Genomic DNA, 26,483 nt, shown 5'->3' with positions numbered 1-26,483 from the left:
TTGTTATGGTGAATTGCATTTGACCGGTGAAGAAATCGGCAGCATTACACCGGGAGAAATTACAGCACGGTTGGACGGATATGCCAAGAGGATGAAAAATACGCGCATTCTCTTGGCATCTTTTGTTACGGCGCCGGTTATTAATAGCGGAATGCGGGGCCCGAAACGACCTGTGACCGCTCAAAAATTAGTACCGCAGGATTTTAAAGAAGATATATCGGAAGAAAAATTAAAAAGCTTGCAAAAATTTATGGAGCAAGCGGAAAGGAGAGATGATGGCGGAAAAGGAAATAAAGGTTGAAATCAGTGCGGGTTGTGAGAAACTCGTATCGGCAGTAGATAAAGCCAAAGCGTCGGTGGCAGATTTGTCCAATGTGCAGGTGCAGAATCAGTCGTGGAACCCGTTTAAACGACTGATTGACCGTACTAAAGACAGTATTGATCGCACGAAAGATGCATTAAAAGGTGTGAAAGATGAAAAAATAAAAGATGTGGGACTTAATGCGTTAGCTAATAATGCCAGGAAAGCGGCTAAAGAAACCAAAAGATTAAAAACCGAACAAAATTCTTTGCGCGGCGTATTATCCGGGGTGAGAAGTGCCGCATTGGCCGCGTTCAGCATCGGTGCTGTGGTAAGTTTCGGCAAAGCCGTAATGAAAGCGTCGGCCGATATGGAGTTATTGAAAAAAGGCTTAGCGTTTACACTGGGAAATACCGGTGCGCAAAAACTGATTGAAAATATGCAAACGTTGGGAGAAAAAAGTGCGTATAATTCAAATCAACTTATACCGCTTGCACGGGCGTGGATAACGGTAGGAGATAATGCCCAAACGGCAACCGCAAAAATGAAGAAAATCGTTGATTGTGCCAGTGCGTACGGTTTGACGGAAGACCAAATGTCTCGGGTTAACTTGGCACTTACGCAGATGCAGGCGAAAGGTAAAGTGTCATCTGAAGAAATGCGTCAATTGGCGGAAGCGGGGGTACCTGCTTGGCAGCTGCTCAGTACGGCTATGGGAAAACCTGTAAATGAATTACAAAATTTAGCGGCACAGGGAAAGCTGACACAGTCGTCAATTGATATGTTGTTTGACGGCATGGCGCAGAAAACACAGGGGGCTACAAATTCCATGGCCAACACCATGGAAGCAAAGTTCAGCAATATTCAAGAAGCGGTTACGAACTCGTTTGCCGCTATCGGAGATATTATTGCACAAGGATTCGGCGTATCCGATATTTTAACGTTGGGCGGCAATTTAGCGGAAGGCATGAAACAGCATTTTCAGAACATTCGCGATAATGCGAAACAAATCGGAGTGAAAAATGCGATTGTAAAGGAGCTGCAAGGGATAAGCCCTGTTGCGGCGGCTGTGTTTAACGGAATGGCCACCATTATATACGTAGTTACATCGGCATTATATAAACATCGTGATGCGGCGTTGGCAGTAGGAACGGCTATTTTAGGAATCTGGATAGCGGCTAAAACTATTATCGGGGTCAGCACTATCATAAATACATTGGTCGAGGCTTGGAAGTCGCTGAAAGCAGCGATTGCCCTTGCCAAAACAGCTGTAGTTGCATTTCGTAGTACGTCTTTAGGCATGGCGGTAGTAAAAGGCATTATTACCGGATTGCGTGCGGCGTGGGCCGGACTTACGATGGTTATCGGGGTGGCGAAAACGGCGGCGTTGGCTTTTCGTGCAGCATGTATTGCCAATCCTGTTTTGGTGGCCATCGCTTTAATTATTGCCGCCATTATCTTAATTGCTACGCATTGGGATACGGTAAAGCGTGTAGCACTTGCGTGTTGGAGTGCTATCTGTGGTGCGATTAGTGAGGCAGGCACCAAACTCAGGGCAGTTATAGGTGGGGCAATTGACTGGGTAAAAAACAAGTGGGAAGGATTAAAAGCGGCTGTGTCGCACCCTTTGGATTTTGTAGTACATGAAACGCATGCTGTTACACAAACCGTAACCGGCGGCAAGGCCGGGGGCACGCCCGCAAAACCGACGGCAACGGGTGGAATATTCGGCGGCGTTGTACCTATGGCAACGGGTGGTATGGTAGGGGGTAAAATCCCCGCTCTTGCTAATGGCGGACAACTCAAGCATGGAACGCCGGCAATTGTCGGGGAAGCCGGCCCGGAAGCGGTTATACCGCTTAAAGATTCCGTATTGTCTCAAATCGGTGCCGCAATTATGACCGCTTATCAAAAAGGGAAAAATACAAAAGAAACTGAACTTACAGAAATACAAGCCAAGATTAAAACCTTAGCAGATACGAAAGAATTAGATGCTTATGCCAAGGTGATGAAAGAAGCTGCTGATAAAGCGGCGGAAGTAGGAAAAGAAGTACAAACATTTAATGCTTACCAAAAAGAAGCGAATAAAACCGCCGCCGCATATGGAGAGATTGGCGAAAAAACAATTGCTATGAAAGAGCGGGCGGCACAAATTACGAAAGAAATTGCCGATTTAACTGCTAAAGTACAGGCAGGCAAAGCGAGTGATGTAGAAGCACTTAAAGTACGGGCTTTAGCGCAAGAAAAAGAAGAACTGTTTAAAACATATGACGAGGAAAAAGCGGCGGCCATTAAGGCGGCACAAGATGCGGCAAGTGCTCGTTTGGCGATAGAAAAGCAAGCCGGCGCGGCGATTGAAAATTTGCAGTTACAAACTGCACAAAAGGTAAATTCCCGTGCGTTGGCATTGCAACAAGCACGGGTACAAGAAGAAAAGGCCGATACGGCTACTTGCCACGCTCAATATATGGCATATTTAAAAGAAAGAAGCGATGCCGAAGGAGCCAATTATGCTACGATATTGGCAAATGAAAGCCAATTGGCACAGCAACGGCAGGCGTGGCATGAACAGTTGATGGTGAATGCTGCAGATTGGAGCATGTATATGGACACTATACTTACCAATTTAAGCCAAAATTTGACGGACGGTTTAGCGGCAGGATTGGCGGAATGTATTGTAAAAGGGCAAAATTTAGGGGACACATTTAACCGTATTGCGGAAAATTTAGCGATTAATTTTTTACAAGGTGTATTACAAAAAGCGATCGGCAGTTTAGGCATTTTGCAGAATTTGGGAAATCAAACGGCGAAACAGGAAATTTCCAACGCCAAGAAAGAAACGGCGGCACAAGCCGGGAAAACGGGCGTATTGGCCGCGAATGCTACGGCCTCTTATATTGCGGCTATGCCTTTTATGGCCTTTGGGGCGGCAGGCGTAGTATCCGGGCAAATGTTAAGCGCAAAAATGGCCGGCATGGGCATGAGCGCCTTTGCGTCCGGCGGCTATGTAAGTGGAGCGGGAACCGGTAAATCGGATTCTATTCCGGCTATGTTATCAAACGGGGAGTATGTCATTAATGCGGATGCCGTACGAAGAGTAGGAGTATCCGCACTGAATAGAATTAATCAGGGCACATCTGCCGGATTTGCAGACGGCGGTTCGGTAGGAACCCCGGCCGCAACTGCCGGTACCGCTCCTTTGAATATTCATATATCCGCTTTGGATGCGTCTTCGTTTATGGACTTCTTGCATAGTGGCGGACTGGATACGCTACGGCAAGCTTTATTTGATAATGACCGCAATTTCGCTACAGAAGCGGGGGTGTTTTAATGCTGAAAAAATTCCCGTTGGAGTTAGACAGCTTTGCGTGGTCCAGCCATAAAAAAATGCAATGGCATACCAGTATACAAACGCTTGGCAGCGGAAAAATAAGAACTATGACCACGCAGTTATATCCCACTTGGATTATTGAAACAAAATTTAATCGTCTGCGGCCGGAGGAGTACAAAAAATTATTCGGGTTTGTCGCTATGGTGAAGGGCGCATATGAGCCGTTTTTGTGGCCAGATCCGACCGACAATCATGAACAAAATGCTACGTTGGCGGAAGTTGCGCCGGCAACGTATCAAGCTACTATGCGGATGGGAGAATATGTTGAACCGGTAGCTTATATTGACCATGTAAAGGTATATGCAAACGGGCAACAGATACAGGAAGGCGGGTATACTGTATCTGACGGTATTATTACGTTGAAAAATGTAGTGTCTGTGGGAACGAAAGTGACAGCGGATTATCGATATTGGTGGAAGGTCATGCTGAAGGATGACGGGATAGATGTGGAAGATGTATTTTTTAATTTGCATCGTAGCGGATCCTTTACATTAGTAACGGTGAGGTGACTATGAAAACTGTAACGACTGATTTAGAAACGTATTTGAATACGGAACAAAATTTAACTTCGTGCGATTTATATGAATTGCAATTGGCGGATGGGCATACCTATTATTATACCGATGCCGATGTGGATGTGATTTATGGAGACCGCAAATACAAACATGATGAATTACTTATTAAACGAAATCAAGTAAAGCTTAATGATTGCGTGGTGGTGGATACGATGAATGTACGTATCAGCGCTAATAAGAAAGATAAAATTGTAGGGATTCCGTTGCTAAAAGCGGCGCATAACGGTACCTTGGATAATGCTATATTGCGGCTAAAACGCTGCTTTTTTCGTAATCGCGGAAGCATCGGCACCATTTCGTTGTTTACCGGTACGGTAGAAGTGCAAAGTGCCGGAGGGATTCGTATAAATTTAACGGTAAAGGCGCAAACCAAAGGGCTTAATATGGGGTTTCCGGTCAGAAAATATTATCCACAAGGGACGTATACTACAACCGATAAAACGCAGGTGATTTCCAGTCATACTACGGATACCACCTGCTTAATCGCACCTTTTGTGCCGAGACGGGAGGTTTTGATTTGATATGAAAGACGGTGAAAAAATTGTACAGGCGGCTCTTAAATGGTTAGGGACCCCGCATGTGAATCAAGCAAAAGTTAGAGGTAAAGGGGTAGATTGCGGCATGTTACTGGTGGCCGCTACGGAGGATGCGGGATTAATAAAGCGAGATTCTATATCGGTAACGCCTTATTCTAATGAGTGGCATTTGCATCGGTCTGAAGAAATGTTTTTAAAATATATAAAAAAATATTGTACTAAAATTGATGCCGCACAAATGGAGCCGGGAGATTTTCTTATGTATCAATTTGGGCGCTGCCAATCGCATGCCGCTATTTATATCGGTAAAAGCTGTGTTATTCATGCGGCCGTTGATAAGGGCGTAATATTGAGCAACATGGGGGAAATGATGTTTTATGACGCCAAAGGGAGACCGCGGTTGCGCGGCGTATATCGCTATAAGGGGGTGGCACGATGAGTTTATTCGGTGGTGGTACAACGGTCACGAGAGCGGATAAAATATCGGAATTTACTGTGAATACGGCGGAATATGGAGCGCCTGTAACGGAAATATTGGGGACAACACGTATTTCCGGGAACGTCATTTACTATGATGATTTTACCGCTATTGAGCATAGAGAAGAAATGCACAGCGGTAAGGGCGGCGGCCATACGCAAGTTAATATTACCTATACGTATACCGTAGCCGTGGCATTAGGGCTGTGTGAAGGTGAAATTGAAGGTATCCGACAAGTGTGGATCGGGAAAAATGTATATACGTATCCCAGCGATACTATACAACTGACATTGTTTAAAGGTACGAAAAATCAAGAACCTTGGGCATATACAGTCGGTAAACATCCGGATAAAGCGCTACCCTATCCCGGGTTGGCCTATATGGCAGGGGTCGTTGACTTGGGATCCGGCGGATATTTACCGCAGTACAACTTTGAAGTGCAAGGGAAATTGTTACATACGGGAGACGGCATTGATGTCAATCCGGCGGATTATATTCGGTACGTACTGGATAAAATCGGCTTAAAAGAAGTTGAGATTGAAGGGCTGCAGAATTATCGGGAGTATTGTGCGGCTGCCGATTTGCTAATATCCACACCGTCGGATAAAAGTCGCCTGCAAAAGGCAAGGGATATTATTAATGACATCGCTAAATTGACCAATGCGTATATTTTTTGGTCTAATGACCGCTTTAAAATTGTACCTTTAGAAGATAGAGCTGTAGGAGCATGGGAACCGAATCGAACGATTTTATATGATTTGACGAGTAATGATTTTATCCCGCAGTCAGGCGGGGCATTAGTAACGTATCAGCGCAAAGACAGCAGCGCAATTTTCAACCAGTTTCCCGTAGAGTTTATAAACCGCGATAACGGCTATGAAAAAGAAAGTGTAAGTTATACGCTTACGGAAGATGTAGTTATGGACGGGGTACGGCAAGCGGAACCGGTGCAAGCACATTATTTATACACCAAACAGCGTGCCGTAAAATTGGCGGAACAAATTGCACGACGAAATAAGTATTGCCGCAATAAATACACGTTTAAACTGCCATGGAATTTTTGCCGATTGGAAGTCGGTGATTTGGTATCACTGACAGATGAGTACAGCGGCTTGGATAAAGAAGTGGTTATTATTGACAGTGTGGTGGAAGATACTAACGGCATATTGACTTTTACAGCAATATCCCAGCCACCGGGCCGATATAAAGCTCCTAAATATGAAGTGAAAGACACAAAACGTCCTTTTGTGGACTTTAATCAGCCGGCTCCCGACACGGACACTCCTGTCATTATTCAGCCCCCGGCGGATTTAACTGCCAACGGTCTGGAGGTATGGTTGGGCGCCCGTGGAAAAGAAAAAGGTTGGGGCGGCTGTGAGGTATATGTATCGGACGATAATACGCACTATAAGCACATCGGCAGTATTTCCGCCGCCGCTCGCATGGGTGTTTTAACTAAAGGCATTACAAAAGATGAGCGAGATATTTTTGTTCGGACGAACGGGACTTTTATTTCCGGTACCAAACAAGATGCTGAGCGCGGCAATACCTTATGCAGGTTGGATGGAGAATGCTTAAGCTATCAAACCGCCGTTTTACAGGCGGACGGTACGTATAAGCTTTGCGACTGCATTAGAGGACAGTATCACACCGTACAAACAGAACACAAAGAAGGAGACATGTTTTGTCGAATTGATGAAACACTTTTGCGGGTTCCGTTCAGAAAAGAGGACATAGGGAAAAAAATATGGGTTAAACTGCCGGCATATAATATTTTCGGCAGCGGTATGCAAGAGATTAGCGAAGTAACTGCTTATCAGTATCAATTAAAGCCGTATTATATACCTCCTGTAACGAATGTAACGGCCTATACACGCTATCGGCAATTATCTCCCGGTGAATTGCGGTATGATGTGGTGATAAGTTGGGCCAAACCGCAAGGCATGCAAACTTATTTGGAAGGAGATGTATGGTACCGCATCGTTTCTACTGAAAAGGCAACCCCATTGGCGGACGCGTGGACATTTGGCGGTAGTGGGGAAACACAAGCGGTTATTCCGCAAGCACTTGCCGGTGATGTATATAAAATTGCTGTCTGCACAAAGGATAGATGGGGAAATGTAACCGATCCGGATTTTGCCCCGTATACTACGGTGCGCGTTGTTATAAAATCGGACATGCCGACAACTCCGGAAGGGGTAAGCATTACCTTTGACACTGTTCCGCATGTGCAGTGGCAAGAGGTAACTAACACAGACATCGCATACTACGAAGTACGGTCGGACACTTTTCCCGGAGAAGGGGGCGCGGCACTGCTGGCACGTACAAACAGTACGACTACGGCAGTAACTTTGACGCATCGAAGCGGGACGATATATGTATATGCGAAAAACGCCTTAGGAAAATATAGTGCGCCGGCGATACTTACTTACAATAAACCCGCACCGCCCGCCGGAAAGAATGTAGTAATACAACCTAATATAGCTACTATCGGGATTGTAGCGGATCCTTTGCCGGAAGGATGTATCGGTATGACCGTATACATTAATAACGAAGTGGCGTATTCAACCAATAATGCGTTGACATATCCGGCAAAACCGGGGGTATATACTATAGCGATAGCCTATCGTGATTATTTCGGCGAGGGTGAAAAAACACCTTCTTATATGACTACTGTACGAAAAACCATAGACCCGGCCCTCATCGCGGCGGAATCCATCACGGCGGATAAAATAGACAGCGCGGTCGCGGACGCGATACAAAGCGATGTACTTAGCCGGGTAGACGGGAAAATAGACGCTAAGGTTGGCGGTTTGCGTACTGACTTGGACGGGAGCATCAATGCTATAAGGGGAAATGTGCAAGACCTGAAGCGGCGGGCCGATACGCTTTCCGGGCAAGTAACGGGGTTAAAAAAGAGCGTAGACGGGATATCCTCTGTCGTACATGACCAGGTACAAAAAAGCGTAAGCGGCTTTTCGCAAAGAGCCGATAGGCTTGAGGGGATGGTCAAGGACGCTACTAATAGCCTTAGTGCCTTATCGCAACGGGCGAATACGATAGAAAGTGCGGTGCAAACTGCTACGCAAGACAGAGAGCATATACGCAGTCAACTAAGCAGCATACAGCAGACATCCGCAGGCATTGTGTCACGTGTGGAATCCGTAGAGCGTGATAATGAAAAGCAGTATGAAATCCTGCATGACATAGACAACCGAGAAAATTATCATAATAATAACCTTGAAAGCCGCATCACACAGCAAGCCGACCGCATTACCAGTGTAGTCGGTAACTTGTCCAGTGTGGAGAGCGCGAGAGCGGCGGGATATACCGCTATAACGCAACTGCAAGACGCCATCGGGCTGAAGGTGTCTAAAGGAGACGTTAAGAGCGAAGTAGCATTAGGCTTGCAGGGCGTGACGCTATCGGGAAAGCAAGTGCACATCACGGGCGATACGGTAATAGATAAAGATGTTATCACCAAAGGCATGATACAAGCTGGTGCTATCACCGGCGATAAGCTGGACGTAAAAGACTTAAGCAGTATCACGGCTAATATCGGGGTCTTACGTACTAAATCAACGGGGGCAAGAATGGAAATACGGGATAACTGTATTTTAATATACGATGAACAAAATAGATTACGTGTGAGGATGGGAGTGTGGAACGAATGACTGTCGGATTTGAAACGTATGATGAACAAGGCAATAAAATTGTTTCCCTTGATAAGCGAGTAGCCACCCTGATTGGCAAGCACAAAACCGATGCAGTCAAAGGGGTATTTTTTAATATGCAGATAAAAGAAGGGCAGACGTGGGCGTTTTTTGTTCGGTTGGGAGAGAGTATGCCGTCGGAGTTACCGTCGCTAGAAATACATGATAGTTACATATCTTGGGAATTTAATATTAACGGAATATTAGAAGAAGATTTAAAAAAAGTTGCAACGTGGGGTGAAATTGTGTATGGACGGTATTAATTTAGAGATAGATTCGCTATTTAGCTTAAACAACAGCAATTATTTTTACGACATACCGGCTACCGAACGGATAATAAATAGCCTTACATATGATGAGGCGGATTTATATTTTGGGTGGTATGGGGGTCAGGCACTTACAGCTATCGGTTTAACTGATGGGCTTTGTGCATGGGGGACTACAGAACGTAATAATGGCTCTTTATACGTTTTTTCTACCAGTATCTTCGTTCAAAAATCGCATTATGGGCTAGAAATGTATAATACAAAAGGCGGTATTGTTTTTTCGGATAAGATGTTACCTGCCTGCATAGAAGCAGTTAATCCGCCAATAGGTAGAACGTTTGCAAGCAATAAGGATTATGCTATTGTAAATTTTTACATTAAAGACAACGTTACCAATACCAGATGGGACGGGGATATTTCATGTGATGCACCCTTAATGGCCGATATAAAACGGGTGCGACCTGTTATTAATGCCGGCAGACTGCGAATGCTCGTATCGTATGGGGATATTTACAATGAATTTATATCTTTTAACACCCAGGAGTATGAAGATACTACTGACTGGAAATCAACTTATTGCTGGGTGTTAGATGTAACAAATTATCCAATATCGCAAAAACAAGTCTAATTCCGGGTCTAGTAAAGCCTAAAAAATATTATAAAACATACGATTGCAATTTATACCTTAACCTATTGGCACCACAGTGGGAGATGCTTTTGCCTGGAGATTATGGGGGTGTACAATTGTCGAATAATGCCGCATGTAATAAGAACTTTTTTTCGATGATTAAAAATAATGAGGATACCTTACTTGCAAGACGTGCATATATAGCGGCAGACTTGACTGTTTTTAATTATTTTGCGGCACAAATAGATGATAATTCATACTATATAGTACCGCAGTATACGGATGTCATCGTTATTAATTTTTGGTAAGAGTAATCATATATGTGCTATAATGGAGGTGAATATGGGAGGCAGAGGATCTACTAGTAGTCTTGCGAGGTTGCAGAAATATGGAACGGAGTTTAAAGAAGTTAAAACCACTGCATATGGCGGCAAGTTACACATGAAAGATAAAAGGATATTGTTTATAAAAACGCGAGAAAAGCATAATAAGACCCCTTATGATTCTATGATGCCTAACAGAATTTATGTATTAATAAATTCACGAGATACAAAAAGAAAGGTAAAGTCAATTACATTTACAGATAAGATGGGATTTGCGTATAAATTTGTTGATGTTAATGTAGCTCATTATAATATAGGTAAGGGAAAGTTAGGACATACGCATATGACCTATGACAGGAAAGAGCCGCGAGAGATGAATCGGAGCGAACGCAAGCTAGTGCGTAAAGTATTAGCGGCGTATCATAGACCTAAATATATAAAGAAAAGGGGAGAAATAAAAAAATGGTTGTATTATATGAAGAATTTCCCACTTGGGAAGACCTAATAAAAGATATTCTTGAAGAAGATGGGTATGATCCTTTTGAACGATTACCGGGATTTCCTGAGAATGTTTATTGGGTCTTAGATAATCAATTTACGACGGATAAACATGGTAAAAAGATTGATGATTGGATTTTTTTGAAATATACTATAAAAAAAAATCCTGAAACCAATAATACATATGAAAAATACACAACTCTTCCGGGATACCCTACTTTAGAAGCAGCATTAGAAGCAAAGCTTTTTGATGGCGAATCAATACATGATTTATATAACCGCGGGTATGATTGGTTAATGAGAGATGAATCTTTGGAATATGACAAATGATAGACGTACTTATTTGAATCTGCAGTATGGTAGATTTCATGGCGTGGGAAAGTATGATATTCCTGAATTAAAAAGGCAAAAAATAAAATTGCCGGAAAAATGGATAGGATTTAATGAAGTAAATACATATAAAGGCGAATGCACTCAAACAGGAGTGCATTTTTTCTTGGATGATTACCAATTTGAACGAATATGGAATCGTCCTACTGTATATGTAAAGCAACTTTCTAAATTTTCTTTAGTAGCAACCCCTGATTTTAGTTTATATAGCGATTATCCTGTAGCGATGCAAATATGGAATCACTATCGTAAACAGTGGTTAGGTACATACTGGCAAACATATGGAATTTCTGTTATTCCTACGGTTTCATGGAGTAATAAGAATAGTTTTTTATGGTTTTTTGATGGGGTTCCGAAAGATAGTCCGGTTATATTATCCACTGTTGGATTGGGAAATAACCGTGAGGCATGGAAAGCGTTTTATGAAGGATGGAACGCTATGAAAAGGTGTTGCCATCCTTCGGAAGTGTTGATTTATAAAGGGAAAAAGTCGATTTTATTTTCAAGGAGTAGGTGAAGCACTCGTAAGGGTGCTTTTTTTATGCCTAAAAAGGAGTGGATATAATGAACATTTTAGAGCTTATCAGTACGGCGTGTGTGGTAAGTGGGGTCTTGGGGGTTATTTTCAGGTACGCCGTATTAAATCCTTTGTATATGGCAATCCAAGCTTTACAGGACGCCGTGAAAGAACTGAAAGTGCAGATACGGGAGATGGACGGACAACGGCAAGCACTAACAGAGCGGATTGCCAAAACAGAATCGAGCGTAAAATCGGCACATAAGCGGATTGATGATCTGCAAAAAGGGCTAAACCATGAGGGATAAAGTACAGCAGTTCGGGCAGTGGGCGGAAAGTCATTGGCTTGCACTGGTTATTATCATGGTAACGGGCATGCTGGGATTTTTATTACTGGTCTTGCTTTCGTGGCTTATTGGATACTGGGCAAATGCTATTTACCATACGTCTTTTGAATTGGAGAGTTGTTGGAGCGGAGTTGCCGCTATTGGAACGGGACTGGGAAGCGTAGCAGCATTAGCAACCGCCGCATGGGCAAAGTACCACACCGACAGCAAATATAACAGCGATGACGGCAATCCGCCGACTATATAAAGAGGGCGGATTATATTGGTTCAAAAAGGTTCAAACTGGTTCAAACTGGTTCAAACTGTCCGCAGACTAAATAAGGGGGAAAACGATGAAGAGCAAAACATATGAAGAATTTGTTGAGAAATTTAAACCGAAAAAGACCACGGATGACTGCTATACGCCACCGGATATTTATGAAATCATAATGAAGTATGCGGTGGAAAAGAACGAGTGGCAAGGGCGACCGGTAGTGCGGCCGTTTTATCCGGGCGGGGATTTTGAAAACTATAAATATCCCACTAATTGCGTAGTCATTGACAATCCGCCGTTTTCGATACTATCTAAAATCGTTAATTGGTATAACGAAAAGGGGATCGATTATTTCCTTTTCGCACCTGCACTGACCTTTTTTAATATCGCCGCGCCGTCTCACATAGCACCTAACTGTTCAATCGTCTATGAAAACGGTGCTAATGTGCGTACGGCTTTCGTATCATCTAAAGGGGCTTTACTTGAAACGTCAACAGATCTGACGAAACAAATAAAAAATTATTATGCGGAGCGGAGGCCTAAAAAGAAGCAGAACCGTAAAAACGTTTATCCTAACACTTTTATTACGGGCGCAAAGCTTGCTGTTTTAGCAAATCACGGTGTAGAGCTTAAAGTCGACGACGCGGAACGGGTAAGCACGCTATATACGGCAGAAGGAAAGCGGGTAGCGGTTTTCGGCAGTGGGTACAAAACAAACATTGATATTTCAGGTCTGTTTGATAAAATTGGGGTTTCTACATCAGCAGGGGAAAAATTATACTACAAGGGGGAAAACGATGGATAAATATTTTAATGCAATACTTGTGGTTATTGTAGTGTGTTGTATTATGGCGGTTTTTAGATAAGGAGTTAAGACATGTTAGGAGATTTAAGTGCAAAATATGAAAGCAACGGCAATCCTGGACTTATCAGTTCGGGGAAAGGTGATCCAGGTGGTAAGAGTTATGGTTGCTATCAGCTATCAAGCAAAATGGGCAGTTTACAAGACTTTATCCGTTGGGCGGATAGGCACTACCCGTGGATTGGAACGACTATACGACATAGCACTGATATAGACAGCGGTTGGCGTGAATGTGCAAGACTTGACCGTCCAGAATTTTCAGCTGCACAGTGGGCGTACATTAAAGAACGGTATTATGATACGGCAGCGGGCAGCCTTGAGCGGGCGGGGTTTCACGCCAAAAAGCACAGTTACGCAATGAGGGATGTCATATGGAGTCGAGCCGTACAATACGGAACGGGGCGAATTGTCAAGATGTGGCAAGAGGCATGTAAGTCTATGTACAACGGCAAGGACTATACGGGGTATCCCAATATCACCTATGTCGATGATAAGCGGTTCGACTATGATTTGATTGTAGCTATCTACAAAGTAAGTAAAGCATGGATACGGGCGGAATCCGTTAGGAACGGACTAGAAAAGCGATTTAAGGACGAATGTAGTGAAGCATTACAAATGCTAAAGGGGGAAAGATGATGTATGAAAAAATCAGAACAATTGGTAAAAAAATCTATCCTTATGTTGTTTGTGTTGGTGTTGGCATGCTTATCGTCTTCTGTTTTTGCACAGGAACAAAAGACGATTACTCTATCAGCCGAACAATATCAGATATTAAAGCAGACAATACAGGAGCAAGACAAGACATTAAATACGCTAGAGAACAACTTAAACAGGCAACAGAATCGACAGCAAGAGCGGAACAAGCAATTACAACAGCTAAACAAACAACTGAACAAATCAAAAGCGGAAATGACCAAGACAATGCAGACATTGCAGAATGCGAACGAATCATTAGAACAAGCCGACAATCTCTTAAGAAAGCAAGCGGTGTCATTGAGGATATTGACCGAACAAATTAAACGGGAACAGCATAAAAAGGCGGTAATTAAACGGCAACGGGACATGTACGCTGTTCTTGCTTTGTTAGCAGTTGGCGGAGCAGTCATAAAATAAAAAAGCCGATGGGGTAACGAAAAATTACTCCATCATTTTTTTATTTTTTTAGAAAAAAGCGTCAGATTTTGGTGTCCGCCGTGGCTATAAAGTAGAAGGCGCTAAAGCATCCAATAAAAACGCGGGCTATTAGGGGCAAGGACTTTTGCTCGATTTTGAGCGAAAGCGTCGGCGGGGGCCCGGTGGCCGATTTTTTCAGCACGATTGCAAGATAAGCAAAAAGCCGATGGGGTAACGGGATGTTACTCCATCGGCTTTTTTTAAATTTTTTTCGGATAAAGACTTTCCGACAAAAATGTCGAAAAGACTCAGTGTGACTTCACCGCATCTACATTAGCACAATACATAAAAATACAACACCCGTTTCGGCATATCTTTGTAAAGTTTTTTACGGTTGCTCAACCGTTGCTCAACCTAATTCATTGAGAATGGTATAATGGTGCGTTTTTTTTGCTACCATTTTACAATTGCAGATAAATTGTTAGAAGAACGATTAGACGCAAAGGGTGCAGTTTTAATTGAAGGTCCTAAATGGTGTGGAAAGACAACAACAGCGAAACAAAAGGCTAAAAGCTTTATATCGATGGATCGTCCTGATATGACGAGACAATATCAACAAATGGCAGAGATTTCTCCAAATACGCTGCTTAAAGGAGAAACTCCAAGACTTATTGATGAGTGGCAAATTTCACCTAATTTATGGAATGCTGTGCGTTATGAGGTTGATAATAGGGATGAATTTGGTCAATTTATCTTGACAGGGTCAGCAGTTCCTAATGGATTTGATGATTCTATGCATACAGGTACAGGAAGAATTTCTAAGCTTTTGATGAGAACCATGAGTCTATTTGAATCAAAGGATTCTAGCGGTGAAGTTTCTATTAAAGACTTATTTAAAGGTGAAAACATATCAGCCATTAATGAAACGAGTCTTGAAAAAATTGCTTTTTTTATTTGCAGGGGGGGATGGCCCAAAGCAATTGGGTTAGATGAGAAACCGGCATTATTTCAAGCGATAGATTATTTTGATGCTATTGTGTCTACTGATATTAGTAGAGTGGATTCCATAAAAAGAGATAAGGAAAAGACTAAGAGATTACTTAAATCCTATGCAAGACATGTAGGTACGCAAAGTTCTTTAGAAACGATTAGGCAAGATATGTTAGCTAATCAATCAGATACATTTGATCAGGGAACACTTTATTCTTATCTGGATGCTTTAAGAAAAATATTTGTTATAGAAGATTCTGCCGCATGGAATCCAAATTTAAGGTCGAAAACCTCTATACGAACAACGGAAACTAGATATTTTTCAGATCCATCTATCGCAACGGCATCATTAGGTATGGGGCCTAACGATTTACTAAATGATTTAAATACCATGGGATTTTTATTTGAAAACTTATGCGTTCGTGATTTAAGAATTTATACAGATTATTTAGATGGGACAGTTTATCATTATAGAGATAAGTCTGGATTAGAATGTGATGCAGTGATTCATTTAAGAAATGGAGCTTATGGACTAATTGAAATTAAACTCGGTGGCGATAAATTAATTGAGGAAGGCGCTAAAACTTTAAAAGATTTGGCCTCTAAAATAGATACAAAAAATATGTTCAAACCATCATTTATGATGGTATTATGCGCCAAAGCACCTTTTGCATATAAAAGAAATGATGATGTTTATGTAATACCTATTACTGCTTTAAGACCTTAATAGTTTTTAGTATTTATATATTTCCCCGCACGCCTTCTTCCAAGTGAACCAAGAACAAGCAGAAAAACTTTATAACATAGCACTTTCCTATGCTGATTTAAAAGGAAACGAAACCGTCATAGACGCCTACTGCGGCACCGGTACCATTTCCCTCTATTTAGCACAAAAAGCAAAACACGTCATAGGCATAGAAATCATTCCGGCGGCTATCGAAAATGCAGAAAAAAATGCAGAAAAAATCATGTAAAAAACGTAGAATTTCATGCCGCCTATGCTGCCGATTATCTATCACAAGCAGCCAAAAAAGGAAAATCGGTAGACATAATAGTCTTAGATCCCATCCGCGCCGGTTGCAGTGAAAAACTCATTGACGCCATCAGCGAAATAAAACCAAAGAAAATCGTCTATATTTCCTGTAACGTCTCCACCTTGGCACGAGATATAGAACGACTCACACAAAAAGGCTATACCCTGCAAAAAGTACAGCCCGTAGATATGTTCCCAAGCAAAAGACAACGCACGTTGAGAGTGTTGTTTTGATGTCAAAGGCTGATTAGGTGGGTGCAAATTTGCCCTTGTGTAGCAGGGGTTTGCAGGGTCTATCGTTAAAAGGTTTAGTGAGTGGCGGCTGTAAGATAGCTCGGCGTGGTTTTTGAGCGTGATTTTTCTGTATGAGGGAACATGTCTACGCTTTAGGGTTGAGTGCACAGGATGTTAACGTTAAAAAGTGCACCCACTTTGCACCCACCCTGTGAAGTGAGGATATCCAGTATAGTTTGCATAATTATTTATCACGCAAAAAACATGATAATAAAATTTATACAAGCAAAAAGAGATGTTACTCAAATGGCATAATTGTAAAAAGTTACTTTATAACATTCTCCTATATCGTGGGGCTTAAATCTAAGCCCCACTTTTTATATTCAAAACTATTTTTTCAAATAAATAAAAGTCAAAGACTTTACATATTTAACGCTTATTCTTAGCTAAAATACCTGTTTTTAATATCATTTGTAAGCATACACTGAACAAAAAAATACAAAACAATATATTGCATATAAAAGGTGAAATACTGCGCGCAATTATTGCGCCTAAGTTTACAGTAAATGTCGCAAAAATACCGATAATAATTCCTTCAGTAAAATGAGTATAATGGTAACGAGCATTAGCAATACTGCCACTTATAGCTGTAGGAAGCATGACAAGCAAAGCAGTTCCTCTTGCCATAAGGTCTCCCATGCCGAGCAAAAGTTGCACGCATGGCACTATAATTCCTCCGCCGCCAACGCCTAAAATACCTGAAAAAATACCAGAAACAACGCCTATAAATATAAGACATATAGCTTTTAAAAAACTAACATTAAAATCTACATTTCTTAACGGAATCCAAACTTGACTAGAACATATAACTAGTAATACAAAAAGTGTAAAACACCAAGGAAATATTTTTTTAGGCAAAATATGTAAAAAATATACCCCAATTTGTGATCCGAAAACTGAACCTATTATTAGAAAAAATGCTGATAAAAATGACACTTTTCCGTCTAAACCGTAAACAATGCTTCCACAAAGCGACGTTATAATTATGGCAACAAGAGAAGTAGCACTAGCATGACGCTGATCAAATTTCATAAAAACAGTTAATGCAGGAACTATCACCATTCCCCCACCTACACCGAACAATCCTGATAAAAAACCTGCTAATAGTCCAATGAAAACGATTAAAACAATATTATGGAAATTATATTTGATTTTAAAAATATTTCTCAACATATATCTTTTCTTCACAAATTACCTCCTCGTACTTTATTAACTACTTTTACTATATTATATGACCCTCGACCATATAATATAGTAAATATTACAATTTTGCAATTACCGTATTTCTATTAAGCTTAACCTTGCCTTTTCTCTTTATATATTCTTCAATATCAAACACATTCTTCTTGTCATAATCTTCTAAGATGGGAGCGTAATGAAAATAGACGAGTAAATAACGGATATACAATATATAAAGGCTAGTCAATATAGATTTCTTGTATAATTAACGCAAGAAAAGTTAGCATAAAAGGTTGACAAGCCATGAAAAAACTGACAAAATCCTTGACAGACAGACAGACAGACAGACAGACAGACAGACAGACAGACAGACAGACAGACAGACAGACAGACAGACAGACAGACAGACAGTGTAGTTCTGTCTCTTTTCACGTAGAATTTTTTAATTGGCAGAAATATATACCTGATGGATAGGTATGTGTTCCTGCCTATTTTTATGCAATTTTTCAAAACAATAAAAAGAACATTATTAGATTAATAAGGAGGAAAATGAGATGCAGGATGTTTTGAATGATTATATTGATTTTTGCTCCGAAGAGCGACTCCTACCAAGCAAAGCTGTTATGAGAATGCAGCTTGCAGGAACAACATTTGATTTTAATGTGAAGTCAAATGTTTATTACGATAAAGTTGAGCGTGGATTTCGAACACATCAATATCTTGGACTCTATAAAAACAAAAGCGTCAGAGCGATTGGAAAAGTTTGTGCAATAATACGCGTAGTTGAGGAAAATGGTTCTATAAGATTCACTAATGAGATGGGAGAGTTAACAGCCGAGAGGAAGCAGATTATAGACAAGGCAATGAATGATGCAATTACATGTGGATATGATATCCGCCATTATGAGCATAGATATTTCTTCGTTGAAAAATTCTACGAGACAAATTTTCAGAAGGTATCATCTGGAGGTTGCATGGGGGCGCGGATTTTTGACTTAGAGGAAATTCTTGACTTTGATAACAATAAATCTGTACCAGACACATTTTTGATTGCAGAGGAACTAAAGAAGCATAGTTGGCGATAATAAAAAGATGTTGACATACATTCTCCGACATCATTCCTTTTGCCAGCTTCTATACTGTGACGAGTGTTAAGACCAAGTTTCTGATGTAGGGCTATCACTAGAGTAGTCTTGATACACGTGGAATGCGTAGCATTGATGTCAGAAGTTGCACCCTAGCAAGTAAAAAAATATGTAGTAAATAAAAGGCTTTTCAACGGGTTATCGTTAATGAGTACGATTGGCTGTTGGAAAGCCTTTATTTTTGTGATCGGAAATGGATAATAAAGATTTGAATTCTAGGAGGGCTTATCTTTTAATGATATTAGTGACAATATTCATAGCCAAACGGAGGTTATAAAATTATTATGTAGATTTTGATGACGTTCATGATATACTTTACACCAACTTTACAAACCTTGTCTTTTGAACTTTACAAGCAGTCTGTAAACTTATTATTGTGAAAGGAAAAAAATCACGAATAAGAAAGGACGAGCTGTTGACTATGAAAATTAAAAAAATGTTGTCAATTGTTGCAGTAGGTGTGCTTTGCCTGGGGGTTTTAACGGCATGCGGAGGAAAGGCGAGTCAGAAAAATGCACTTCCCGATGAGAAGGCTAGCTCGGCTTCTGTTTCCTTGGACGGTTCGACATCCATGGAGAAAGTTATCGGCATTTTGGGAGAATCATTTCAAAAGGATACGGGGATTGCATTTACTTATAATCCTACCGGATCCGGTTCAGGGATCAAAGCAGTTTCAGAGGGACGATGTGATATCGGATTGGCTTCTCGTATTTTGAAGGACGAAGAGAAGGCGTCCGGTCTTACGGAAACGGTAATTGCCCATGACGGGATCGCAATGATTGTAAATCCCGATAATCCGATACGGAATTTAAGCATCACAGATATTGTAGGGATTTATACAGGAAAAATTACCAACTGGTCTCAGGTAGGAGGTAAGGATGAAAAGATTGTTGTGATTGGTCGTGAAGCCGGTTCCGGTACCCGTGATGGATTTGAATCTATTACAAAGACTAAAAACGCCTGCAAGTATCGACAGGAACTTACTTCAACAGGCGATGTCATTACTACTGTTGCGCAGAATCCGAATGCTATAGGGTATGCATCTGCTGCATCCATTAAGAATTCTGTCAAAGCACTGACGGTTGATGGGGTAGCAGTTAACGAGGAAAATATCCAAAACGGAAAATATACCATACAGCGTCCCTTTGTACTAGTAACAAAAAAATCCGTGAAACTTTCGGATGCAGCAAAGAAATTCTTTGACTATGCAACATCCCGGACATCCCATGATCTGATTTCTAAAGCGGGGGTCGTTCCTGCAAATTAAGAATAGGAGATCAGGATGGAGACAGTACAGAATGTACTGTCTCCATTTGTCGAGGTGAACGTTGATGAAGAAAAAACAAATGATCGAAAATGTTATTCATGGACTGTTTTTTATGCTGGGCTTAATTACAGTTGGCGGTGTGCTTTTGATTACTGTTTATTTAGTCATATCGGGAATTCCGGCCATTCATAAGATCGGTCTTATACCATTCCTTTTCGGAACAGAATGGGCACCGACTAAGGCGAATCCTCAATATGGCATTCTGCCGTTTATCCTTACCAGTATTTATGGCACGGCAGGTGCGGTTCTGCTTGGGGTTCCGGTTGGATTTTTTACGGCTGTGTATCTATCAAAAGTAGCAAATCCTAAAATCAAAGAACTCATACAGTCATTCATAAGTCTGCTTGCAGGAATTCCATCTGTTGTCTATGGTCTTGTGGGTATGTTAATTTTAGTAGCGGGAATTCAACGGTTGTTTTATGTTTCGGACGGAGCAAGTTTGTTGGCGGCAATGCTGGTACTTGCTATTATGATTCTGCCTTCGGTAATTAAGATGTCCGTTACGGCACTGGATGCAGTACCAAAGGAATATGAAGATGCTTCTCTTGCGTTGGGAGCGACTCGGATAGAAACCTACTTCCGGGTGTCTGTTCCGGCAGCGAAAAGCGGCATAGCCGCTGCAATCGTACTTGGCATCGGTCGGGCAATCGGAGAGGCGATGGCAGTAATGATGGTAGCAGGCAATGCTGCCAATATGCCGAATTCCCTGTTTCAAAGCGTGCGTTTTCTGACCGGTGCAGTTGCCGGCGAAATGTCATATGCCGGCGGATTGCAGAGAGAAGCGCTGTTCTCTGTTGCCTTGGTTTTGTTCTTGTTCATCATGCTTTTGAATGCTACATTAAATTTCTTTTTGAAAAGGGGTACCAAATAGGAAATGAATACAGAATATCACAAAGTAAGACGAAAGCAATATGAGGTGTTCATGAAAGGACTGATGTATATTTGCACCGGTTTGACAGCAGCTATTTCATTATTCCTGTTGGTTTATGTTTTGATAAAAGGGGTGCCGGGTATCAACTGGTCTTTTTTGTCTACAGCACCCAGTTATCTCAGTGACCGCATCGGCATTTTACCGGATATTCTGAATACCTTGTACATTATGATTGCGGCATTGTTGATTGTACTGCCGCTCGGAGTTGGGGCAGCCATCTATTTGACAGAATATGCGACGAATCAAAAGATAGTTTCTATCATGGAATACACGGCAGAAACACTGTCGGGTATCCCGTCAATTATTTATGGGTTGGTGGGTATGCTGATATTTGCAAATCATATGGGAACAAGTCTTTTGGCAGGAGCGTTGACGCTTGCAATCATGAATTTGCCGATTATTATGCGAAATACACAGGAGAGTTTAAAAAGTGTCCCTATTTCCTATCGGGAAGGAGCGTTCGGACTGGGTGCCGGAAAATGGCGTGTAGTACGCACCGTAGTTATTCCCGGATGTGTGGACGGGGTTATTACCGGCTGTATTTTATCCGTAGGAAGAATATTAGGAGAATCCGCTGCACTTCTTTTCACCGCAGGATTTGCCCATGCGTTGCATGGATTTGCAGACGGCCTTGCCTCTCCCGGAGCAACGCTTAGCGTCAGTTTATATGTTTATGCAAAGGAGGATGGAGAATTTGACATTGCGTTTGCGATTGCCGCAATACTTATGCTCTTAGTATTGATGATAAATTTTGCGGCTGAAATGACACAGAAATATTATGCCAAGAGGAGAAAGGAACGATAAATGAAGAAAGGAAATAAACCTATGGGTTCACTCATTACTGTTAAAGATTTGTGTCTCCGGTATGGAGAACATCAGGCTTTGAAAAAGATCAATATTGAAATCCCGGAAAAGAGTATTACGGCACTGATTGGTCCGTCAGGGTGTGGAAAGTCTACTTTTTTAAAGACATTAAATCGCATGAATGATCTGATTCCGTCCGTAAAAATTATCGGAGAGATTTATTATAGGGAAGAAAATATTTTTGCATATCATGTTGATGTCAATGAATTGCGTAAACAAATAGGAATGGTATTTCAAAAACCAAATCCGTTTCCCATGAGTATTTATGATAATGTTGCCTACGGTCCGCGAACTCACGGAATCACCAAACGAGAACGTTTGGATGAGATTGTTGAAAAAGCCCTTCGAGGTGCTGCCATTTGGGATGAAGTGAAAGATCGTCTGAAGAAAAATGCATTGGGGTTGTCCGGCGGTCAGCAACAAAGACTTTGCATTGCCAGAGCATTGGCAGTAGAGCCGGATGTTCTTTTGATGGATGAGCCGACAAGTGCACTGGATCCGATTTCAACTTCTAAGATTGAGGAATTGGTTATGGAACTGAAAAAAGATTATACTATCGTTATGGTAACGCATAATATGCAGCAGGCAGTCAGGATCTCGGATTATACAGCGTTTTTCTTGCTTGGTGAACTGGTGGAATTTGGAGCAACGGACAATATCTTTGACCGGCCACAGGATAAAAGAACGGAAGATTATATTACGGGAAGGTTTGGATAATGAGAAATCAATTTGACAAGCAAATGGATGAGCTGAACTTACAGCTGATTCGAATGGGTGCGATATGTGAAGAAACCATCGCCGGGGTAACGAAATCCTTGTTTGAAGGAAATGTAATGTTGGCAAGAGAGCAGAAACAGAATGCCGGAGAAATTGATCGATTGGAAAGAGATATTGAACAGCTCTGTATGAAGTTACTCTTGCATCAGCAGCCGGTAGCCGGTGATTTGCGTCAAATTTCTGCTGCACTTAGAATGATTACCGATATGGAGCGAATAGGGGATCAGGCGGAGGACATTGCAGAACTTGTCATTTTACTGAATGGCAGTCAGATAAAGGGGGCGGAACTTATCGATGATATGGCTTCGGCAGTTGTAAAAATGGTAACGGACAGTGTGGAGGCATTCGTTCGGAAGGATATAGCACTTGCAGAAAATGTGATTTTAGAATATGATATTATAAATAATTTTTTTGATCGAATGAAGAATGCCGTTGTAGAATTGATTATAAAACAATATGCAGATGCCGAATCGGCGCTGGATTTTTTGATGATTGCAAAGTATCTGGAGCGTATCGGAGATCATGCAGTCAATATTGCCGAATGGATTATTTATGCCATGACAGGAAAGCATAAGGAGAGAGAACATGATATGGTGTGTAGAAGACGATGAAAACATTCGGGAAATAGAAATATATACGTTAAATTCCACCGGGTTTGAGGCAATAGGATTTTCCGACGGATTGCAGTTTTGGAAGGCGATTCAAAAAGAAAAACCGGAATTGGTGATACTGGATGTGATGCTTCCGGGAATGGATGGCGTGGAACTTTTGGGGAAGATGAGGCATTCGGTGGAACTGGAAAATATTCCTGTCATTATGGCAACGGCAAGAGGTGCTGAACATGAAAAAATTCAGGCGCTGGATTTAGGAGCCGATGATTATATTGTAAAACCATTTGGTGTGATGGAATTGGTGTCACGTGTAAAAGCCGTATTACGCAGATGTCAGAAAGGACGGGTTTTTGAACTTTTGCAGGTAGGCAGTTTAATTCTGAATTTAGATGAGCGAACACTTACGATAGAAGGAGAGCGTATTATGCTTACCTTTAAGGAATTTGAACTCTTACATTTATTTTTATCACATCCGGGCAGTGCTTTTACGAGAGAACAGCTTTACGATTTGGTTTGGAACATCGATTACATGGGAGACAGCCGCACGCTGGATATGCACATTAAAACCTTGAGACAGAAATTAGGTCGGTATGGAAAATGCATTGAAACGGTTCGTTATATCGGTTATCGATGGGAGACGGGATATGAGCAGTAAAATTTTCAAATCCATTCTTTTGATTGCTTTCAGTACATTATTAGGCACGCTTCTGATTATCACTGTCTGTATGTTTGACTATTTCGGAACGGTTCAAAAGAATCAGTTGGTAGGTGAATTGTCAATCGCCGCACGGGGAACGGAGGTTGCAGGAAAGGATTTTTTAAATCAACTTGATTTAAAAAATTATCGCATCACATGGGTTTCCAAAGATGGAACCGTGTTGTTTGACAATGAAATCAATCCCGCCAACATGGAAAATCATGCCGATAGAGAAGAAATCAAAGAAGCATTTGAACATGGAACGGGAAGTAGTTCCCGCTATTCCAAAACGCTGACAAAAAAGACCGTGTATGAGGCAGTAAGGTTAACAGATGGCACTGTTTTACGAATTTCTGCCAGTCGCATTACAGTGCTTGTGCTTCTTCTTTCTATGATACAACCGATTCTTATCGTGAGTATTTTTGTTGTTATTCTGTCAGCGGTATTGGGAAAACGTATGGCAAAGCGCATTGTTGAACCTTTAAACCGATTGGATTTAGATAACCCCCTGGAAAATGATACCTATGAAGAACTATTTCCTCTATTACGCTGCATTCAAGGGCAGCAACGTGAGATACAACGAACACTTGCATGTTTGAAACAGAAGCGGGATGAATTTAATCAAATCACCGGTAATATGCGTGAAAGCTTGATTTTACTGGATAATGCCGGGGCAATTATTACGATCAATCTGTCAGCGAAAAAGCTGTTTCGTGTGACTGATACCTGCATTGGAAGAAACATCATTGAGGTTGATCGCCATCAAAATATTCGTGATTTCATGCAAAAATCTATGGAAAACGGGCATGCAGAGTTCAGGGAAAATCGAAACGGGCGAGAGTATCAGTTTGATTTGAGCAGAATTGTATCCGATGATGCGGTGGTTGGAACGGTTATTTTGGCGTTTGATATTACGGAACAGGCAGAGGCAGAGAGAGGACGTCGGGAATTTACAGCCAATGTGTCACATGAACTTAAGACACCGCTTCAGGGAATCATAGGATATACAGACTTAATGGAAAGTGGTCTTGCAAAATCGGAAGATATTCCCCGGTTTGTGGGATATATCAAAAAGGAAGCAAGCAGACTTGTTACGCTCATTGAGGATATTATCCGCTTATCGCAGTTGGATGAAGGGACAGATATGCCTGTTTCCGAGGTTTCACTTGGTCATCTGGCTGATGAAGTATGTAAAACACTCTTTGATGCTGCAAAATCAAAAAATATTTCACTTTCATGGAGCGGCGCCGATGGAAATATGTACGGTGTAAAAAGACTCTTATATGAAATTGTATATAATCTCTGTGATAATGCCATTACGTATAATAGGAGTGGCGGTAGCGTGAAAATTGCTGTTTTCGAGGATGATAAGAATGTCAGACTTGAGATAGCAGATACGGGTATCGGTATTCCGGCAGAGCATCAAGAGCGTGTCTTTGAACGATTTTATCGTGTGGACAAAAGCCACTCCAAACAGTCCGGCGGTACCGGACTCGGACTTAGCATCGTAAAACATGCTGTGGCATATCACCATGGCAAAATATCGTTAGAGAGTGAACCCAATAAAGGTACGGTGATTACTGTAGCGTTTCCAAAAAAATCACTTGTCTGATTCGGCAAAATAGGGATAACACATCTATTCAGATATTTTGATAGAATGAATTTGCAAAACTCGAAGGAGAACTAAAAGATTTAACAAAAAATTTGAAACGGTATACTAGACAACAGTACCCGACACGCCTCTTAACAATGCGGACCAAGTCGGGTCTTTTTATTATTTTAAAGATACGTATGAGGGGGCGAGAGTTCATTATATTCCGCATTACAAGCAGCAAGCCTTGGTGCACATTCTAACCCTAAGGCTCATAACAAAGAAGAATTGGACTTAATACAATGGATGCTGAAGCGTAACGGCGTGTATGGGTTGGCCGAAGTTTACGTGAGATGCAGAGAAAAAGGATATAAAAGAAGTTTTACAAGTATGTGTAGACAAATACGTAAAAAAGGATATAAGAAGCCGATAATCCGTCGAAAAAGTTATTTTAAATACGAGAGAATGGACAGAAAATATGCGGGCGATAAAGTTCAAATTGATATCAAATATGTTCCGGATGAATGTATTCGCTTTCCAAGTTACGGGAATAGATATTATCAAATAACAGGAATAGATGAATACAGTAGGGAACGAGTGCTAAAAATAGTAAAAGAAAAGAGTACCTATGAAACGGGTAAATATCTAATGGAACTTGAGGAAAAAATGGGATTTCCCATTCGAATGATTCAGGTAGACAATGGTTATGAATTTGTAAAAATTTCAAAAATCCTAACCAAGTTGTATCGGAATACTTCTCCATGTGTAACATATGTGTTGACAACTAAGAAACTTAAGTTTTAGAGAAACAAATATTGGTTGACAGGGATGAAAGTAGGTGGTATACTAAATT

At 41.3% G+C, this 26,483-nt stretch carries 30 protein-coding genes and 1 pseudogene; 29 read left to right on the top strand and 2 right to left on the bottom strand.

The window, feature by feature from the left end; genetic code table 11:
- Positions 1 to 19 precede the first annotated feature (19 nt).
- The 20 genes from HMPREF1040_RS00905 (at position 20) to HMPREF1040_RS08225 (ending at position 16,448) form a co-directional block, all read left to right on the top strand.
- On the top strand, positions 20 to 301 hold the full coding sequence (locus HMPREF1040_RS00905; protein ID WP_176604699.1) for a hypothetical protein: 282 nt from the start codon (positions 20 to 22) through the stop codon (positions 299 to 301).
- Entirely contained in the window at positions 273 to 3,632 is a 3,360-nt protein-coding gene (locus HMPREF1040_RS00900) for a tape measure protein (RefSeq protein ID WP_083818363.1), read from the top strand. The genes HMPREF1040_RS00905 and HMPREF1040_RS00900 overlap by 29 nt, the downstream gene beginning before the upstream one ends.
- On the top strand, positions 3,632 to 4,201 hold the full coding sequence (locus HMPREF1040_RS00895; protein WP_007392082.1) for a DUF2460 domain-containing protein: 570 nt from the start codon (positions 3,632 to 3,634) through the stop codon (positions 4,199 to 4,201). The genes HMPREF1040_RS00900 and HMPREF1040_RS00895 overlap by 1 nt, the downstream gene beginning before the upstream one ends.
- Before the next feature lie 2 nt (positions 4,202 to 4,203).
- Positions 4,204 to 4,788 carry a DUF2163 domain-containing protein gene (locus HMPREF1040_RS00890; protein ID WP_007392022.1) on the top strand — a complete coding sequence of 195 codons (585 nt, stop codon included), beginning with the start codon at positions 4,204 to 4,206 and terminating at the stop codon, positions 4,786 to 4,788.
- Position 4,789: 1 nt separating this feature from the next.
- Entirely contained in the window at positions 4,790 to 5,242 is a 453-nt protein-coding gene (locus HMPREF1040_RS00885; protein ID WP_007392134.1) for an NlpC/P60 family protein, read from the top strand.
- Entirely contained in the window at positions 5,239 to 8,955 is a 3,717-nt protein-coding gene (locus HMPREF1040_RS00880; RefSeq protein WP_007392084.1) for a phage tail protein, read from the top strand. Before HMPREF1040_RS00885 ends, HMPREF1040_RS00880 begins: the two co-directional genes overlap by 4 nt.
- Positions 8,943 to 9,257, top strand: a complete 315-nt coding sequence (locus tag HMPREF1040_RS00875; protein WP_007392093.1) for a hypothetical protein — start codon at positions 8,943 to 8,945, stop codon at positions 9,255 to 9,257. Before HMPREF1040_RS00880 ends, HMPREF1040_RS00875 begins: the two co-directional genes overlap by 13 nt.
- Complete coding sequence (locus tag HMPREF1040_RS00870) at positions 9,244 to 9,888, top strand: hypothetical protein (protein WP_007392116.1); 645 nt, start codon at positions 9,244 to 9,246, stop codon at positions 9,886 to 9,888. The genes HMPREF1040_RS00875 and HMPREF1040_RS00870 overlap by 14 nt, the downstream gene beginning before the upstream one ends.
- An 89-nt stretch (positions 9,889 to 9,977) precedes the next feature.
- Positions 9,978 to 10,196, top strand: a complete 219-nt coding sequence (locus tag HMPREF1040_RS00865) for a hypothetical protein (protein ID WP_007392100.1) — start codon at positions 9,978 to 9,980, stop codon at positions 10,194 to 10,196.
- Between the two features lie 34 nt (positions 10,197 to 10,230).
- On the top strand, positions 10,231 to 10,716 hold the full coding sequence (locus HMPREF1040_RS00860; protein WP_007392028.1) for a hypothetical protein: 486 nt from the start codon (positions 10,231 to 10,233) through the stop codon (positions 10,714 to 10,716).
- Positions 10,674 to 11,039 carry a hypothetical protein gene (locus HMPREF1040_RS00855; protein ID WP_007392064.1) on the top strand — a complete coding sequence of 122 codons (366 nt, stop codon included), beginning with the start codon at positions 10,674 to 10,676 and terminating at the stop codon, positions 11,037 to 11,039. Before HMPREF1040_RS00860 ends, HMPREF1040_RS00855 begins: the two co-directional genes overlap by 43 nt.
- Positions 11,029 to 11,616 carry a DUF4417 domain-containing protein gene (locus HMPREF1040_RS00850; RefSeq protein ID WP_050791344.1) on the top strand — a complete coding sequence of 196 codons (588 nt, stop codon included), beginning with the start codon at positions 11,029 to 11,031 and terminating at the stop codon, positions 11,614 to 11,616. The genes HMPREF1040_RS00855 and HMPREF1040_RS00850 overlap by 11 nt, the downstream gene beginning before the upstream one ends.
- Positions 11,617 to 11,663: 47 nt before the next feature.
- A complete protein-coding gene (locus HMPREF1040_RS00845; RefSeq protein WP_007392089.1) occupies positions 11,664 to 11,924 on the top strand; it encodes a hypothetical protein in 261 nt (86 codons plus the stop codon).
- The gene (locus HMPREF1040_RS00840) at positions 11,914 to 12,210 is read left to right on the top strand and encodes a hypothetical protein (RefSeq protein ID WP_007392114.1); all 297 of its coding nucleotides are present in this window, start codon (positions 11,914 to 11,916) and stop codon (positions 12,208 to 12,210) included. Before HMPREF1040_RS00845 ends, HMPREF1040_RS00840 begins: the two co-directional genes overlap by 11 nt.
- Positions 12,211 to 12,295: 85 nt before the next feature.
- Positions 12,296 to 13,021 carry a hypothetical protein gene (locus tag HMPREF1040_RS00835; protein WP_007392029.1) on the top strand — a complete coding sequence of 242 codons (726 nt, stop codon included), beginning with the start codon at positions 12,296 to 12,298 and terminating at the stop codon, positions 13,019 to 13,021.
- 72 nt (positions 13,022 to 13,093) lie between these two features.
- On the top strand, positions 13,094 to 13,714 hold the full coding sequence (locus HMPREF1040_RS00830) for a hypothetical protein (protein ID WP_007392111.1): 621 nt from the start codon (positions 13,094 to 13,096) through the stop codon (positions 13,712 to 13,714).
- Between the two features lie 3 nt (positions 13,715 to 13,717).
- On the top strand, positions 13,718 to 14,191 hold the full coding sequence (locus tag HMPREF1040_RS00825; RefSeq protein ID WP_007392051.1) for a hypothetical protein: 474 nt from the start codon (positions 13,718 to 13,720) through the stop codon (positions 14,189 to 14,191).
- 478 nt (positions 14,192 to 14,669) lie between these two features.
- Entirely contained in the window at positions 14,670 to 15,908 is a 1,239-nt protein-coding gene (locus HMPREF1040_RS00820; protein WP_255261318.1) for an ATP-binding protein, read from the top strand.
- Between the two features lie 43 nt (positions 15,909 to 15,951).
- Positions 15,952 to 16,155, top strand: coding sequence for a methyltransferase domain-containing protein (locus HMPREF1040_RS08230; RefSeq protein ID WP_007392039.1), 204 nt, complete (start codon positions 15,952 to 15,954; stop codon positions 16,153 to 16,155).
- A gap of 74 nt (positions 16,156 to 16,229) precedes the next feature.
- The gene (locus HMPREF1040_RS08225; protein ID WP_353935640.1) at positions 16,230 to 16,448 is read left to right on the top strand and encodes a hypothetical protein; all 219 of its coding nucleotides are present in this window, start codon (positions 16,230 to 16,232) and stop codon (positions 16,446 to 16,448) included.
- 429 nt (positions 16,449 to 16,877) lie between these two features.
- On the opposite strand, the gene HMPREF1040_RS00810 is transcribed toward HMPREF1040_RS08225, so the two are convergent.
- Entirely contained in the window at positions 16,878 to 17,696 is an 819-nt protein-coding gene (locus HMPREF1040_RS00810; protein ID WP_007392123.1) for a sulfite exporter TauE/SafE family protein, read from the bottom strand.
- Between the two features lie 73 nt (positions 17,697 to 17,769).
- Positions 17,770 to 17,874: pseudogene (locus HMPREF1040_RS08150) on the bottom strand (conjugal transfer protein); the annotation flags it as partial.
- Positions 17,875 to 18,241: 367 nt separating this feature from the next.
- On the opposite strand from HMPREF1040_RS08150, the gene HMPREF1040_RS00800 reads away from it, so the two are divergent.
- The 9 genes from HMPREF1040_RS00800 to HMPREF1040_RS07985 all read left to right on the top strand — a co-directional run bounded on the left by HMPREF1040_RS00800 (position 18,242) and on the right by HMPREF1040_RS07985 (position 26,434).
- The gene (locus tag HMPREF1040_RS00800) at positions 18,242 to 18,772 is read left to right on the top strand and encodes a hypothetical protein (RefSeq protein ID WP_007392085.1); all 531 of its coding nucleotides are present in this window, start codon (positions 18,242 to 18,244) and stop codon (positions 18,770 to 18,772) included.
- Between the two features lie 481 nt (positions 18,773 to 19,253).
- Positions 19,254 to 20,099 carry a phosphate ABC transporter substrate-binding protein gene (locus tag HMPREF1040_RS00795; protein ID WP_007392038.1) on the top strand — a complete coding sequence of 282 codons (846 nt, stop codon included), beginning with the start codon at positions 19,254 to 19,256 and terminating at the stop codon, positions 20,097 to 20,099.
- A 64-nt stretch (positions 20,100 to 20,163) separates the two neighbouring features.
- A complete protein-coding gene (pstC, locus tag HMPREF1040_RS00790) occupies positions 20,164 to 21,030 on the top strand; it encodes a phosphate ABC transporter permease subunit PstC (protein WP_007392070.1) in 867 nt (288 codons plus the stop codon).
- 51 nt (positions 21,031 to 21,081) lie between these two features.
- The gene (gene pstA, locus HMPREF1040_RS00785; protein ID WP_255261317.1) at positions 21,082 to 21,894 is read left to right on the top strand and encodes a phosphate ABC transporter permease PstA; all 813 of its coding nucleotides are present in this window, start codon (positions 21,082 to 21,084) and stop codon (positions 21,892 to 21,894) included.
- On the top strand, positions 21,895 to 22,671 hold the full coding sequence (pstB, locus tag HMPREF1040_RS00780) for a phosphate ABC transporter ATP-binding protein PstB (protein ID WP_007392073.1): 777 nt from the start codon (positions 21,895 to 21,897) through the stop codon (positions 22,669 to 22,671).
- Positions 22,671 to 23,342, top strand: coding sequence for a phosphate signaling complex protein PhoU (phoU, locus tag HMPREF1040_RS00775; protein WP_007392060.1), 672 nt, complete (start codon positions 22,671 to 22,673; stop codon positions 23,340 to 23,342). The genes pstB and phoU overlap by 1 nt, the downstream gene beginning before the upstream one ends.
- Complete coding sequence (locus HMPREF1040_RS00770) at positions 23,317 to 23,997, top strand: response regulator transcription factor (RefSeq protein WP_007392056.1); 681 nt, start codon at positions 23,317 to 23,319, stop codon at positions 23,995 to 23,997. Before phoU ends, HMPREF1040_RS00770 begins: the two co-directional genes overlap by 26 nt.
- Positions 23,987 to 25,651 carry a cell wall metabolism sensor histidine kinase WalK gene (locus HMPREF1040_RS00765; protein WP_007392055.1) on the top strand — a complete coding sequence of 555 codons (1,665 nt, stop codon included), beginning with the start codon at positions 23,987 to 23,989 and terminating at the stop codon, positions 25,649 to 25,651. The genes HMPREF1040_RS00770 and HMPREF1040_RS00765 overlap by 11 nt, the downstream gene beginning before the upstream one ends.
- 369 nt (positions 25,652 to 26,020) lie before the next feature.
- Positions 26,021 to 26,434: a hypothetical protein gene (locus HMPREF1040_RS07985; RefSeq protein WP_176604697.1), complete on the top strand. Its 414-nt coding sequence runs from the start codon at positions 26,021 to 26,023 to the stop codon at positions 26,432 to 26,434.
- Positions 26,435 to 26,483 lie beyond the last annotated feature (49 nt).

The sequence above is a fragment of the Megasphaera sp. UPII 135-E genome, assembly GCF_000221545.1.
Classification (GTDB): Bacteria; Bacillota; Negativicutes; order Veillonellales; family Megasphaeraceae; genus Megasphaera; species Megasphaera hutchinsoni.
The sequence above is the reverse complement of the archived record's forward strand: the minus strand, read 5'-3'. Positions and strand labels throughout refer to the sequence as shown.